Origin of the sequence: Pseudonocardia kujensis (assembly GCF_021283305.1) — a bacterium.
GTDB classification, from domain to species: Bacteria; Actinomycetota; Actinomycetes; order Mycobacteriales; family Pseudonocardiaceae; genus Pseudonocardia; species Pseudonocardia kujensis.
In genome coordinates this window covers 143,492-157,308 of record NZ_JAJSOK010000007.1, presented here as the reverse complement: position 1 = coordinate 157,308, position 13,817 = coordinate 143,492, and the positions used below count along the sequence as shown (strand labels likewise).

Genomic DNA, 13,817 nt, shown 5'->3' with positions numbered 1-13,817 from the left:
CGTCACCCCTGCAGCTGGGCCCAGACCTCCTGGTCGCGCTCGGCGGTCCAGACGACCGGGCGCTCGACGCCGGACAGCTCGTCCCACAGCCGCGAGACGTCGAACGGCAGGCAGTGCTCGAAGATCGGCCAGTGCCCGTAGTCGCCCACCAACGCGGCGTGCGTGGCCTCGAACGCCTCCTTCAGCGTCCCACCCCGCTGCTGCACCCCACCGACCTCGCGGAGCATCACCTGCAGGAACCCGCGGGTCTGCGCGATCGCCGCGTCGACGGCCGCCCGGCCCCGCGTGACCGCGCCCCGGCCCCCGACCAGCAGCTCCGCACCGAGCGCCTGCACCCGGTCCAGGGTGGTCGTCGCCCAGTCCCGATGGAAGGCGTCACCGGTGTAGAGCGCCGCCTCGGCCTCGACGAGATCGCCGGCGAACAGGATCCGCTGCCGCGGCAGCCACGCGGTCAGATCGCCCTCGGTGTGCCCCCGCCCGTGGTACTGCAACACCAGGTCCCCGCGCCCACCACCCAGGTCGAGGGTGAGCCGCTCGGCGAAGGTCAGCGTCGGCCAGGTCAGCCCGGGCACCGAGTCGGCGGCCTCGGCCAGCCGCGGCATCCGCGCGAACTCCGACTCCCAGTCCTGCTTGCCCCGCTCGGCGATCAGCGCCCGGGTGTTCTCGTGGGCCACCACGATCTCGGCGTCGAACGCGCTCGCGCCCAGGACACGGACCGCGTGGTAGTGCGAGAGCACCAGATAGCGCACCGGCTTGTCGGTGTGCTCGCGCAGCTTCGCCAGCCACTTCCGCGCGGCCACCGGCGTGGCGAGGGCCTCGAAACAGACCAGGAAGTCCTCCCCCTCGACCGCCCCGATGTTCGGGTCGCCCTCGGCCGTGAGCGCGTAGACGCCCTCGGCGAGGACCTCGAGCCTCTGCTCCTTCGCGGCGAGGTCCGCCGACGAGGCGAACGGCTTGGCGGCCATGGTGTCCTCCTGCTCAGCTCGCGGTCACGAAGGCCTCGCGCTCCGCGGGCGTGCCCTCGCGCAGCGCCAGCACCGCGGAGAGGGTGACCAGGCACATCGCGAACATGTAGGCGGAGGCCGACAGCGAGGTCCCCGTGACGGCGATGAGCCAGGTCGCCAGCAGCGGTGCGAAGCCGCCCCCCAGGATCGCACCGAAGGCGTAGGCGAACGAGACGCCGGAGTAGCGGACCGGCGCCGGGAACATCTCCGCGTAGGTCGCGGCCTGCTGCCCGTAGGTGAGCCCGAGACCGAACGCCAGCACCACGACGGCGACGATCAGCAGGCCGATCGAGCGGGTGTCGAAGAGCAGGAAGAACGGGAAGCACCACGCGGCCAGCGCGACGATCCCGATCAGGTAGGTGCGCCGCCGCCCCCACGTGTCCGACCAGCGGCCTGCCATGAGCGTGAACACGCCCCACGCCACCGCCCCGACCATCCCGACCACCAGCATCGTCGTGCTGGAGAGGCCGAGCGTGCGGGTGCCGTACGACGTGATGAAGGCGATCAGGATGTAGCCGATCATGTTGTTCGCGACGAACAGCCCGATCGCCACGAGCAGCTCGCGCCGGTCCTTCCGCAACACCTCGGCCAGCGGGGCGGAGCGGCGCTCGCGGCGCTCCCGCAGGTCCTCGAACACCGGGCTCTCCGCGACCCGGGACCGCACCCAGAACCCGACGACGATCAGCACGATCGACAGCAGGAAGGGGATCCGCCAGCCCCAGGCCTGGAACTGCTCGGGCGTGGTCGTGGCCGACACCGCGAAGAAGACCAGGTTGGCCAGCAGCAGCCCGATCGGCACACCGATCTGCGGGTAGGCGCCGTAGTAGCCGCGCCGGCCGGGTGGCGCGTGCTCGACCGACATCATCGCCGCGCCGCCCCACTCCCCGCCGGCCGACAGTCCCTGCAGCATCCGCAGGACGACCAGCAGGATCGGCGCCGCGACGCCGATCGACGCGTACGAGGGCAACAGGCCGACGCCGACCGTCGCCAGGCCCATCAGCAGCAGCGTGCCGACCAGCACCGGCTTGCGCCCGAAGCGGTCGCCGAGGTGCCCGGACACCACACCGCCGATCGGGCGGGCGATGAAGCTCACGCCGATCGTCGCGAAGGAGGCCAGCAGGGCCGCGGTGCCGTCGAGGCCCGGGAAGAACTGCTTGCCGAACACCAGGCCGGCAGCCGAGGCGTAGACGAAGAAGTCGTACCACTCGATGGTCGTGCCGGCGAGGCTCGCGCCGATCACGCGGCGGAGCTGGCTCGTCGGCGGGTGGACAGCCGAGGCGGCCGCTCCCGGGGTCTGCGTCATCGGAAATCCCCTCGTTCCCGGCACCGGGAAACAATCAAAGCCTTGACCGTGCGGAACGGTAACCGCTCCCACGCCGGACGGCCAGGGGGCGGCGCCGGTCGATCCGGGATCAGCGGCGGTTGACCCAGTCCGCCGCCTGCGCGGCCCCCGCCAGCTTGGCGAGCAGCCGGTTGAGGGCGGCGAGGTCCTCGGGGTCGAGCAGCCGGGCCCATTCGGCCTCGCGAGCGTTGTGCCGCAGGAAGGTCTTCTCGATCGCCGCGGTGCCCTCGTCCGTCAACGCCAGGACCACGGACCGGCCGTCGGCCGAGCCCGGCGTGCGGTCGAGCAGGCCGGCGGCGCTCAGCGTGTTGGTCAGCGCGGAGACGGCGGCCCGGCTCATCCCGGACAGCTCGGCGGCCCGCCGTGACTCCTGCGGCCCGGCCACCCAGATCGTGAAGAGCAGCCGCCAGGCCGACCAGCTCCAGCCGGCCGGGCGGTGCACCGTGGACTCCAGGTCGTAGACCAGACCGCTCGCGACCCGGGTGAGCAGCAGGACCATGGCCATCGCCGAGCGGTCGGTCTCCGGGAGCCGGCGCTGGGTCTCGTCGAGGGCGATACCGGCGAGGGACAGGAAGTCGCTCTCGGGTGGAGGATCGACGGACACGGCCGGATCCTACGGCCGCCCCGCCGCGGGGCGGTGCTTCAGGCTGTGTCCCGGGCGGTGCTTCAGGCGTCGGCGAGCAGGCGTTCGGCCGCGGCGCGCTCGCACTCCTGGACGCTGCCGGGCAGGGCGTCGCGCAGCGACCAGTGCGACACCCGTCCGTCGGGCCCGGTGAGCAGGCCGCGGGAGAGCGCGGCGTCGATCCGGCTGCGGACCTCGTCCTCCAGATCCACGTCGCAGGCGAAGATCACCCGGAGCCGTACCCGGCTGCCCGCGCGCGACGACGCCGTGTGGTGCGCGGCGATCGGACAGGGCGGCTCGTGCTCCCAGCTCCCGCAGAGCGCGGCGGTGATCGCCGCGCCCGGGGCGGCCCGGTCGCCGTCCTCGGCGAGCTCGATCTCGGCGGTGTGGGCGAACGCGGAACGCATGGCGCCAGCATGGCAGACGATGTGGCCTCCGTCACACACGACCGCACCGGACCGCCTCGTGGGCGCGACGGGCTCCCGTCCTACGGTCACCCGGTGACGCTCACCCGCGCCCGGGTCCGTGCCCGCGCCTGCTGGATCGGCGCAGGAGTGCTGATCGCCCTGCAGGTCGCGGTGCTCGCGGTCTGGCCCGGCGCGCACGCGCTGATGATCGACCTGCAGGTGTACCGGGCCGGCGGCGAGCACCTGCTGCACCACCAGCCGTTGTACGCCGGCGGGGTCCTCCTCGACCTGCCGTTCGTGTACCCGCCCGTGGCCGCGGTGCTCTTCGTCCCGCTGGCACTGCTGCCCCTGCCGCTGCTCAAGATCCTCTGGACCGCGCTCGGCGTGCTGCTGCTCGTGCTGGTGGTGCGGCGGACCGGGGCACTCGCCGGCGCGGTGCTGCCGGCCGGGACGGTCGCCCTCCTGGTCGCGGCCGCGCTGTGGCTCGACCCGGTGCGGACGACCTTCTACCTGGGCCAGATCAACGTCGTGCTGCTCGCGCTGGTGCTGCTCGACCTCACCGGCCGGCCTTCCCGGTGGCGCGGGGCGGGGCTGGGACTGGCCGCGGCCCTGAAGCTCACGCCGCTCCTCTTCGTGGTCCACCTGCTGCTCGTCGGGCGCCGGCGCGAGGCGGGCGTGGCCGTCGGGACGTTCGTGACGGCGACCGGCCTCGGGTTCGCCGTCGCGCCCGCCGAGTCGGTGCAGTACTGGCTGCGCGGGACCTTCGCGGCCGCGAACCGGATCTCGGACGTGGCGGCGACGAGCAACCACTCCGTCGACGGCCTGGTCGCCCGGACCCTCGGCGAGAACGTGCCGGTCTACCTCGTCCTCGCCGGGCTGCTGACCGCCGCCGCGCTGGTCGTCTCGGTCCGGGCGCACCGGCGCGGGGACGACCTGCTCGCGCTCACCGTCGTCGGGCTCGCCTCCGCCGCGGTCGCCCCGTTCGCCTGGTCGCACCACTACGTCTGGTGCGTCCCGCTGCTCGTCCTGCTCACCGTCCGGCACGCCCGGGTCGGCCTCGCGGCGTTGCTGCTGCTGACCGCCGCCGCGATCACGAAGCTGCCCGGGCCCGCGGTCGGCCCGATCCCCGCGACGGGCGCGATCTCCCTGCAGCCCGACGTCTACCTGGCCGGCTTCGTCGCCCTCGTCGCCGCGGCCGCCCTCCACCTGGCCCGCCCGGACCGCACCGTGGACCCGTAACGCTCATCCAGGCGGACAATTCGTGCGTTGTGGATCCATCACGCGAGGTCGGCCGCAACGAAGGCGCACAAGGTCTTTCATCTGAAGAACTGTGCATGCGAGCATCACGGTCGTGACCGCTCCCCAGGCCCCTCCGTCGGCGCGCACCCGCTTCGACCGTACGGACCGCCGACACCTCGCGGGGATGGCCGCGGTCATCCTGCTGCTCACGCTCGGCGGATGGACGCTGCTGGCCGCGGTCATCGCGCCCCAGCACCTCGCGCTGGCCTCGGGCGGGACGTTCGGGCTCGGCGTCGGGCTCACGGCCTACCTGCTCGGCATGCGACACGCCTTCGACGCCGACCACATCGCCGCGATCGACAACACCACGCGCAAGCTGGTCACCGAGGGCAGGCGGGCGCGCGGGGTCGGCTTCTGGTTCTCCCTGGGCCACTCCTCCGTCGTGTTCGTCATGGCCCTCCTGCTCGCCTTCGGCGTGCGCACGCTGGTCGGCGAGCTGGGCGACGACTCGTCGTCGGTCAAGGAGACGCTCGCCCTGGTCGGCACCCTGGTCGGCGGCGGGTTCCTCGTCCTGATCGGCCTGCTCAACCTGCAGGCGATGATCGGCATCGGGCGGGTGTTCGCGCGGATGCGCACCGAGCCGCTCGACGACGAGGCGCTCGAGCGCCACCTCGCCTCCCGCGGCCTGATGGCCCGGATCCTGGGCCGGACGCTGCGGGCGGTGAGCCGGCCCTGGCACATGTACGTGGTCGGGTTCGTGTTCGGCATCGGGTTCGACACCGCCACCGAGGTCACCCTGCTCGTCCTCGCCGGCGGCGCCGCCGCGGCGCAGCTACCCTGGTACGCGATCCTGGTCATCCCGGTGCTGTTCGCCGCCGGGATGAGCCTGTTCGATACCGCCGACGGCGTGTTCATGTCCGCCGCCTACCAGTGGGCCTTCGTCACCCCGGTGCGCAAGGTCTTCTACAACCTCACCGTCACCGCCCTGTCGGTGGTCGTGGCGCTCGTGATCGGGCTGATCGAGCTGGTGCAGCTGCTGGCCGCGAAGCTCGACGTCACCACGGGGCCGCTGGCCGCGCTGGCGTCGGTCGACCTCGAGGTGGTGGGCTACCTCGTCGTCGTCCTCTTCGTGGTCACCTGGCTGGGGGCGCTGGCGGTGTGGCGGTACGGCCGGATCGAGCAGCGCTGGGCCACCTCGAACTGACCGGCGGCCGGATCTCCCCCGCCGGTTCCGGTAGAAACCTCCGCATGCAGCGCACCGCGGTGGTGACCGGAGCGGGTTCGGGACTGGGGCGGGTCATCGGCCGTGCCCTGCTGGAGGACGGCTGGGCGGTCGCCCTGGCGGGGCGCCGACCCGAGCCGCTCGCCGGCACGGCCGAGGGCTTCGCCGACGCGCTCACCGTGCCCACCGACGTCGCCGACGAGGAGTCGGTGGCGGCCCTGTTCCGGGCGGCCGTCGGGGCGTGGGGCCGGGTGGACCTGCTGGTCAACAACGCCGGCACCTTCGGCCCGACCGGCACCCCCGACGAGATCGAGGTCGCGGACTGGCGCGCGGCCGTCGACACCAACCTCACCGGCTCGTTCCTCTGCGCCCGGGCGGCGTTCGCGGTGATGCGCGAGCAGGACCCGCAGGGCGGCCGGATCGTCAACAACGGCTCCATCTCGGCGCACGTGCCGCGCCCCGGCAGCGCCGCCTACACCGCCACGAAGCACGCGATCACCGGCCTGACCCGGTCGATCTCGCTCGACGGCCGCCCGTTCGGCATCGCGTGCGGGCAGATCGACATCGGCAACGCGGCCACCGACATGACCGCCGGCATCGCCACCGGCGCCCGCCAGGCGGACGGGTCGGTGCGGCCGGAGCCCACCTTCGACGCCCGCCACGTCGCCGACGCCGTCCGCTACATGGCGAACCTCCCGCTCGACGCGAACGTCCAGTTCCTCACCATCACGGCCACGACCATGCCGTTCATCGGGCGGGGCTGATCACGCGCCGCGCGCGCCCGCATTAGGGTCGGTGCATACCTTGCGAGAGGAGAACGGCATGAAGACGCGCCTGAACTGCCCGTGCGGCGAGCACATCGAGGGCACGGACGAGGACGACCTGGTGGCCAAGACCCAGGCGCACCTCAAGGAGAAGCACCCGGGCCACGAGTACTCGCGCGACGAGATCCTCTTCATCGCGTACTGAACGGGTCCCGGCCGAGCCCCCGGGGCCCGGCCGGGGCCTACTCGTCGGCCTGCCACGGGGCGAAGGGCGGCAGCGCGCTGGCCCGGCCGGTGAACTCCGCCGGCCGCTTCTCCAGGAAGGCGCGCACGCCCTCCTTCCCGTCGGCGATCGACGTGTAGAACATCGCGAGCGAGTCGACGCGGTGCGCCTCGACCGGATGCGGCGCCGCGCTGTTGCGGTACATCATCTGCCGCATCAGCGCGGTGGCGACCGGCGAGTGCCCGTCGACGAACTTCCGGGCCAGCGCGTACGCAGTGTCCAGCAGCTGGTCGGCGGGGACGACGGAGCGGAGCAGGCCCCCGTCGAGGGCCTCCTGCGCGCTGAGGATGTCGGCCGAGTAGACCCACTCGAGTGCTCGGCTGATCCCGACGATCCGGGGCAGGAACCAGGTGGAGGCCGCCTCCGGCACGATCCCGAGCCGGCCGAACACGAAGCCGATCCGCGCGTCGTCGGAGGCCACCCGGACGTCCATCGGCAGGGTCATCGTCGCGCCGATGCCCACCGCGGCGCCGTTGATCGCCGCGATCACGGGCTTGGTGCAGCGGTAGACGGCGAGCGAGACCCGCCCGCCGGTGTCGCGGACGCCCTGCACGATCTCCGGGTCCTCGAAACGCTCCTGCAGGTCGCGCAGCGTCGGCCGCTGCGCCTCGTCGAGGCCGAACACGTTGCCCTCCGACGAGAGGTCCATGCCCGCGCAGAACGCCCGACCGGCTCCCGTCACGACGATCGCGCCCACCTCGTCGTCGGCGCTCGCCCGGTCGTAGGCGGCGATCAGCTCCTCCGCCATGGTGACGGTGAAGGAGTTGAGCTCGTCCGGCCGGTTCAGCGTGAGGGTGAGGATGCCGTCGCGCACCGTGTAGTCGAGGGTCTCGTACGTCATGCCCCGATCATGCCTCCCGCGCCCGGAGCCGCCACCGTCGAGCGGTCGCCCGTGGTAACGGTCGGCCCGGCCCCGGCGACACGGGCAGCGTGAGCGACACCGCGCGCCGGCCCCACCGACCGGGCCCGCTGGGCTGGGCGGGGGCGGTGTGCACCGGGATGGGCGTGGCCGCCGCCTACCTCGGGTTCGCGACGCTGACCTGGACCGCGACCGCGGTCGCCGTGCTCCTGGTCGCGGTCGCGGCCGGGGTGCTCGCGCTGTCGGTCGTCGCGCAGCCCGGTCCCGTGCGGGGCGCCGCGGTCCGGGCGACCCTCACCTGGGCCGCCTACGTCGCCGCGTTGTTCGGCTGGCGGGTCCCGGTGGTGGGCCCGGACTTCGCGCTCGGCGGCGCGGTCGTCGCCGCGGTGCTGGTCGTGGCGGTCGCGGTGGTCCGCCGCCGGCCCGGGGCGGCGGGTGCGGTGCTGGCCGGCGGCGTGCTGGTCGGTCTCGCGCTCGCGGCGGGCGTGGCCCTGCGTGCCCTCGCGCTCGGCGAGCCGGGCGCCGGTGCGGCGCTGGTCGTGGCCGGGTGCGCCGCCGCGGTGGCCTACGTGGCGGTCACCCCGGCGATCGGGCGGCCGCGGGACCCCGCGTGATCAGGGGGCGGCCAGGAACCGGTCGATCACGGGGGCGAGCTCGCGGGGCTCGGTGAGCAGGGCCAGGTGCCCGCCGTGGTGGACGTGCAGCTGGGAGGCCGGGATGCCGCGGTGCAGCAGCCGCGCGTTCACCAACGGGATGATCGGGTCGTCGTCGCCGGAGACGACCAGGGTGCGCGCGGCGATCAGCCGCAGCACGGGCAGCGTGGTCCAGCCGGCGCCGGCGAGGAGCTGGTAGAGGTAGCCGCGCTCGTAGTCCCCGCCGGCGCCGTCACCCGAGGCCTGCAGGATGCGGGCGGCACGCTCCGGGTGCGTGCGCATCGTGCCGCCGTAGATCTCGCCGGCCACCTGCGCGGCGTAGCCGGGGTCGCGGTAGCGCCGCGGGGTGAGCATCTTGCTCAGCACCGCGGGTCGGGCCGGCACCATCAGCGAGCCGGTCCCGGTCGCCACCAGCACCAGCCGCCGTACCTGGTCCCGCCGGCTGAGCGCGACCTGCTGGGCGAGCCCGCCGCCCCAGGAGTAGCCGAGGACGTCGACCTTCCCGTAGCCCAGCGCGCGCACCAGCTTCCCGACGGTCAACGCGAACGTCGCCATGTGGTACGGGACCCGGGGCCGCGGGGACCCGCCCACACCGGGGACGTCGAAGCGGACGACCTCGAGCTCCGGCGGCAGCGCCTCGACGAACGGCTCGAGCATCTCCAGGCGGGCGCCGATGCCGTTGAGCAGCAGCAACGGGGTGCGAGAGCCGTCGCCGCGACGGATCGCGACGCGGAGCGTGCGCCCTCCGACGGTGCGGGTGGACACCTCGCCGAGGGTGCCGGTCATGTGCCCAGTCTGGCGGATCTCCGGCTCAGCGTCCCGCGGACATGGCCCGCACCACGAGCGCCTCGAGGATGTCCGGGCGGGACTCCGGCGCCCGCACCTCCACCACGACCTCGCCGTCCTCGCGGTGCACGGCGAACCGCACGAACGCGCAGCCGGGGTCGGCGCCGAGGAGGCGGCGGGCGTCGGCCTCGACCTCGTCCGAGCCGTCGAACGCGAGCAGGAGCAGGCCGGGGGCCATGCGCTCGGCGTCGCGCAGCGAGTCGGCGAACAGGTCGTCCAGGGTCCGCGGCGCGGCGGCGAGGATCGTCATGCCCGTACCAACACCGCCGCGGTCCGGGGTCATCCCCCTGCGCGGAACGGTCTCGGCCGCGTCCCTACCCGTGCGGCTCGAGCTCCTTGGCGAACCAGTGCTGGGCGTAGGGGTTGTCGTCGTTGAACGCCGGCACCTCGCGATAGCCCGCCGACCGGTACAGCGCGATCGCCTCGACGAGCGCCCCGTTCGTGTCGAGCCGGGCCGACCGGCGCCCGTGCACGCGGGCCCGCTCCTCGATCTCGGCCAGCAGCCGGCGGGCGAGCCCCAGGCCCCGGGTGGCGGGCGCGACCCACATCCGCTTGATCTCGGCGACCTCCGGGTGGAACCGCACGCCGACGCACCCGACGGGCTCGCCGTCGAGCATCGCGACCAGGAACTCCCCGGCCGGTGGGGTGAACTCCGCGGCACCCGCGGCGGGGCCGACCGAGGGGTCGAAGCCCTCCTCGAACCGCTCGGCCAGCTCGGCGGCGTAGGCCCGCAGGCACTCCTCGGCCTCCGGCCGCGTCGGCGGCGTGACGGCGACACGGACCGTCGAGGCCAGGAGCAGCCGCTCGACCTCGGCGGTCGCGGCGGTCAGCCGTTTGCGCTGCACGGGATCGAGGGGCTCGAGGAGGGAGGCGGCCAGCGCGTCCGACCGGCGGTCCAGCTCGGCCCGCTCCTCCCGGCCGGCCGCGGTGAGCCGGACCCGCCGGACCCGCGCGTCGGCCTCCCCGGCGTCGACGGCGACGAGCCCTGCCGCCTCCAACGACCGCAGCATCCGCGACAGGTAGCCCGAGTCGAGCCCGAGCCGGGCGCGCAGCTCCCGCAGCTCGGCCCCGGGACCGATCTCCCAGAGCAGCCGGGCCTGCCCGAGCGGTCGGTCGCGCCCGAGATAGCCCTCCTCGAGCGCGCCGACCCGGCGCACGACCGCGCGGTGGAACCGTCGGATCGCCGCGACCTCACCGCTGTCTCCGCCCACGCCTCTGACCGTAGTCAGAAATCCTCTCCACGTCAGTCGGGTAGCAGGGCGAGCTCGCCCTCCACGACCCGCAGCCGGGCCCTCCCGCCGGACCGCAGCTCCTCGGCCAGCAGCAGCCGCGCCAGCCGCCGCTCGACCTCCCGCGCCACCACCCGGCGCAACGGCCGTGCCCCGTACTCGGGCTGGTGGCCCAGCTCGGCGAGCCGGTCGAGGGCCGACGGCTCCACCACGAGCTCGACGCCCTGCGCGCCGAGCCGTGCCCGCGTGCCGGCCAGCATCATCCCGGCGATCTCCCGGATCTCGGCCCGGTCGAGCGCCTCGAACAGGACGACGTCGTCGACCCGGTTGAGGAACTCCGGCCGCAGGTGCCGGCGTACGGCGAACATCAGCTGCTCGCGGATCGACTCCACCGGCCGCCCCGCCGCGGCGGCCGCGAGGATCTCGTCCGCCCCGAGGTTGCTGGTCATGACGACGATCGCGTGCCGGAAGTCGACGGTGCGGCCGCGGGAGTCCGTGAGCCGGCCGGCGTCGAGCACCTGCAGCAGGGTGGCGACCACGTCCGCGTGCGCCTTCTCGATCTCGTCGAGCAGCACCACCGTGTACGGGTCGCGGCGCACCGGCTCGGTGAGCTGGCCGGCCTCCTCGTGCCCGACGTACCCCGGCGGCGCCCCGATCAGCCTGGTCGCGGCCGCCCGCTCGGCGTACTCGCTCATGTCCAGCCGGACCAGACGCTCGTCGGAGCCGAACAGCGCGGCGGCCAGGGCGCGGGCCAGCTCGGTCTTGCCGACGCCCGTCGGGCCGAGGAACAGGAACGACCCCGACGGCCGGTCCGGGCTCGCGAGCCCGGCCCGCGCGCTGCGGACCGCGTCGGCGACCGCCTCGACGGCCCGGTGCTGCCCCACCACCCGGCGGTGCAGATGCTCCTCCAGCTCCAGCAGGCGCTTCCGCTCGGAGGTGGTGAGGTCGGCGACCGGGATGCCGGTACGGTCGGCGACGACCTCGGCGACCTCCCGCGCGGTGATCTCGGCACCGTCCCGCGGCCCGTTCTCCAGCACCAGCCGCTCGAGCTCGCGGTCCAGCATCGCGACGCGTTCGGTGTCGCCGGCGTCGGCGGCGACCTCGCGGGCCCGGACGAGCTCCTCCACCCGCCGGTCCGGCTGCCTCCCGGTGCCGCGCAGCCCGGAGCGCGCGGCGGCGCGGTCGATCAGGTCGACGGCCTTGTCCGGCAGGTGCTTGTCCCGCAGGTAGCGCACGGAGAGCGCGACGGCGGCGTCGATCGCCGCATCGGTGATCCGGACCCGGTGGTGCTCCTCGTACCGCGGCCGCAGCCCGCGCAGGATCTCCGCGGTGGCCTCCGGCGTCGGCTCCGGGACCCGGACGACCTCGAACCGGCGCTCCAGGGCGGCGTCGCGCTCGATGTGACGGCGGTGGTCCTCGGGCGTGGTCGCGCCGACGAGCTGCAGGTCGCCGCGGGCGAGCGCGGGCTTGAGGATGCTGGCCGCGTCCATCGCCTGGTCCTGCGCGGACCCGGCCCCGACCACCAGGTGCAGCTCGTCGACGAACACGACCAGCGACCGCCCGGCCGCCACGATCTCGTCGACCACGGCGGTGAGCCGCTCCTCGAACTCGCCGCGGTACTTCGTCCCGGCGACCATCCCGGCCAGGTCGAGCGCGACGACCCGGACATCCCGCAATGCCACGGGCACCCGGCCGGCCGCGACCCGCTGCGCCAGCCCCTCGACGATCGCCGTCTTGCCCGTGCCCGGCTCGCCCACCAGCACCGGGTTGTTCTTGGTGCGGCGCGCCAACACCTCGACGACCTGGTCGATCTCGACGTCCCGGCCGATCACCGGGTCCAGCCGGCCGGCGCGGGCCGCGGCGGTCAGGTCGCGGCCGTGCCGGTCCAGCCGCCGGGTCGAGGCGCGCCGGGGACGCTCCTGGCCCCGCTCCTGCCCGCGCGGCCCGTCCTCTCGGTCCTCGCGCTCGTCGTCGGGGAACCCGAGGCCGTTGACGAGCCCGCGCAGCAGGTCCTCCAACGGCCCGAGGCCGCCGCCGAACGGGTCCTGGGGCTGGGGCATCGCGCGACCTCCGGCTCGGCGACCTTGTCCCCCCAGTTGTACCCGCGCCGGGCCGCTCTCAGCCGGGGGCGCCGAGCCGGACCGGCAACGCCGTCACGCCGCGGACCAGGGTGCTCCGCCGGTAGGTCAGGTCGCGGTCGTCGAGCTCCATCTCCGGCCGGGCGGTGAACAGGCTGCGCAGCGCGACCTCACCCTCGATCCGGGCCAGGGGCGCGCCCAGGCAGTGGTGCAGCCCGTAGCCGAAGGCGAGGTGGCCGCGGTCGTCGCGGGTCACGTCGAGCCGGGCCGCGTCGGCGAAGCGCGCGTCGTCCCGGTTGGCGGCGGCGATGCCGAGCACGACGACGGCGCCCTCGGGGATCGTCGTCCCCGCGACCTCGACGTCCTCGGCGGCGAAGCGGACCGGCGCGTTGGTGACCGGCGAGTCCCAGCGCAGGAACTCCTCGACGGCGTTCGGCCACAGCTCCGGCTCGGCGGCGAGGATCGCGCGCTGGTCGGGGTGGGTGAGCAGGCCGAGGACCCCGTTGCCGATCAGGTTGACCGTGGTCTCGTGGCCGGCGATGAGCAGCAGCATCGCCATGGCGACGAGCTCCTCCTGGGACAGCGCGTCGCCCTCGGAGTCGGACACCTGGGTCAGGGCGCTGAGCAGGGCGTCGTCCGGCTCGGTGCGCTTGCGGTCGATCAGCGCGGCCAGGTAGTCGGAGAGCTTCCGGGAGGCGGCCGTCTTCTCGTCCTGCGGCGACTCGTCGATCATCGTCGACGACCAGCGGCCGAAGTCGTCGCGGTCCTCGGCCGGGACCCCGAGCAGCTCGCAGATCACGCGGACCGGCAGCAGGAAGGCGTAGTGCGCCATGAGGTCCACGGTGCCGTCCGTGGGCAGGGCGGCCAGCAGGTCGTCGGCGATCTCCTGGACGCGCGGGCGCAGCTCGGCCATCCGCCGGGCGGTGAAGGAGCGGCTGACGAGCTTGCGGAGCCGGGTGTGGTCCGGCGGGTCCATCAGCAGCATCATCGGCATGGGCGCGGCCGGCACGGCGGCGCGCTGGTCGGCCGGCAGGGTGTGGCGCCAGTCCTTCGAGAAGCGGGCGTCGACGAACGCGGCCCGCGCGTCCTCGTACCGGGCGATGATCCACATCGGGCCGTCGGGCAGGTCCAGCCTGCGCACCGGCTCGTCCGCGCGCAGCTCGGCGTAGGCCGGGTAGGGATCGCTCCAGAACGGGCCGTCGAAGAGGTCGAGGCCGGAGGTGGTGGTCGGCGCCATGCCCCCATCGTGCCGGAAGAAGTCAGCGCGCG

The 13,817-nt window shown here is 74.2% G+C and carries 15 protein-coding genes; 5 read left to right on the top strand and 10 right to left on the bottom strand.

Annotation, left to right across the window (positions count from 1 at the left end; translation table 11 throughout):
- Positions 1–2: 2 nt before the first annotated feature.
- The 4 genes from LWC35_RS08050 to LWC35_RS08035 all read right to left on the bottom strand — a co-directional run bounded on the left by LWC35_RS08050 (position 3) and on the right by LWC35_RS08035 (position 3,375).
- Positions 3–965 carry an MBL fold metallo-hydrolase gene (locus LWC35_RS08050; protein ID WP_232869340.1) on the bottom strand — a complete coding sequence of 321 codons (963 nt, stop codon included), beginning with the start codon at positions 963–965 and terminating at the stop codon, positions 3–5.
- 13 nt (positions 966–978) lie between these two features.
- Positions 979–2,307 carry an MFS transporter gene (locus LWC35_RS08045; protein ID WP_232869338.1) on the bottom strand — a complete coding sequence of 443 codons (1,329 nt, stop codon included), beginning with the start codon at positions 2,305–2,307 and terminating at the stop codon, positions 979–981.
- Positions 2,308–2,416: 109 nt separating this feature from the next.
- On the bottom strand, positions 2,417–2,950 hold the full coding sequence (locus tag LWC35_RS08040) for a MarR family winged helix-turn-helix transcriptional regulator (RefSeq protein WP_232869336.1): 534 nt from the start codon (positions 2,948–2,950) through the stop codon (positions 2,417–2,419).
- Positions 2,951–3,012: 62 nt separating this feature from the next.
- Positions 3,013–3,375 carry a hypothetical protein gene (locus tag LWC35_RS08035; protein WP_232869334.1) on the bottom strand — a complete coding sequence of 121 codons (363 nt, stop codon included), beginning with the start codon at positions 3,373–3,375 and terminating at the stop codon, positions 3,013–3,015.
- A 93-nt stretch (positions 3,376–3,468) separates the two neighbouring features.
- On the opposite strand from LWC35_RS08035, the gene LWC35_RS08030 reads away from it, so the two are divergent.
- From LWC35_RS08030 to LWC35_RS08015, 4 genes are all read left to right on the top strand, one after another.
- On the top strand, positions 3,469–4,614 hold the full coding sequence (locus LWC35_RS08030; RefSeq protein ID WP_232869333.1) for a glycosyltransferase 87 family protein: 1,146 nt from the start codon (positions 3,469–3,471) through the stop codon (positions 4,612–4,614).
- Between the two features lie 103 nt (positions 4,615–4,717).
- On the top strand, positions 4,718–5,818 hold the full coding sequence (gene nicT / locus LWC35_RS08025) for a Nickel transporter NicT (protein WP_504938690.1): 1,101 nt from the start codon (positions 4,718–4,720) through the stop codon (positions 5,816–5,818).
- A gap of 44 nt (positions 5,819–5,862) precedes the next feature.
- Positions 5,863–6,600, top strand: a complete 738-nt coding sequence (locus LWC35_RS08020) for an SDR family oxidoreductase (RefSeq protein WP_232869326.1) — start codon at positions 5,863–5,865, stop codon at positions 6,598–6,600.
- 58 nt (positions 6,601–6,658) lie between these two features.
- Entirely contained in the window at positions 6,659–6,805 is a 147-nt protein-coding gene (locus LWC35_RS08015) for a DUF1059 domain-containing protein (protein WP_232869325.1), read from the top strand.
- Positions 6,806–6,842: 37 nt separating this feature from the next.
- Here LWC35_RS08015 and LWC35_RS08010 read toward each other — a convergent pair whose 3' ends face one another.
- Positions 6,843–7,724, bottom strand: a complete 882-nt coding sequence (locus tag LWC35_RS08010; protein WP_232869323.1) for a crotonase/enoyl-CoA hydratase family protein — start codon at positions 7,722–7,724, stop codon at positions 6,843–6,845.
- Between the two features lie 89 nt (positions 7,725–7,813).
- Here LWC35_RS08010 and LWC35_RS08005 point away from each other — a divergent pair, with 89 nt between their 5' ends.
- Positions 7,814–8,356 (top strand): hypothetical protein, encoded by a 543-nt coding sequence (locus LWC35_RS08005; protein WP_232869321.1) that lies wholly within the window; start codon positions 7,814–7,816, stop codon positions 8,354–8,356.
- On the opposite strand, the gene phaZ is transcribed toward LWC35_RS08005, so the two are convergent.
- The 5 genes from phaZ to LWC35_RS07980 form a co-directional block, all read right to left on the bottom strand.
- Positions 8,357–9,181 (bottom strand): poly(3-hydroxyalkanoate) depolymerase, encoded by an 825-nt coding sequence (gene phaZ / locus LWC35_RS08000; RefSeq protein WP_232869319.1) that lies wholly within the window; start codon positions 9,179–9,181, stop codon positions 8,357–8,359. It abuts the gene before it with no gap.
- 25 nt (positions 9,182–9,206) lie between these two features.
- Entirely contained in the window at positions 9,207–9,491 is a 285-nt protein-coding gene (locus tag LWC35_RS07995) for a hypothetical protein (protein WP_232869317.1), read from the bottom strand.
- Between the two features lie 64 nt (positions 9,492–9,555).
- A complete protein-coding gene (locus tag LWC35_RS07990) occupies positions 9,556–10,452 on the bottom strand; it encodes a bifunctional helix-turn-helix transcriptional regulator/GNAT family N-acetyltransferase (RefSeq protein WP_232869316.1) in 897 nt (298 codons plus the stop codon).
- A 32-nt stretch (positions 10,453–10,484) separates the two neighbouring features.
- On the bottom strand, positions 10,485–12,530 hold the full coding sequence (locus tag LWC35_RS07985) for an ATP-dependent Clp protease ATP-binding subunit (protein WP_232869315.1): 2,046 nt from the start codon (positions 12,528–12,530) through the stop codon (positions 10,485–10,487).
- Between the two features lie 58 nt (positions 12,531–12,588).
- Positions 12,589–13,785, bottom strand: coding sequence for a cytochrome P450 family protein (locus LWC35_RS07980; RefSeq protein ID WP_232869313.1), 1,197 nt, complete (start codon positions 13,783–13,785; stop codon positions 12,589–12,591).
- Positions 13,786–13,817: the final 32 nt, after the last annotated feature.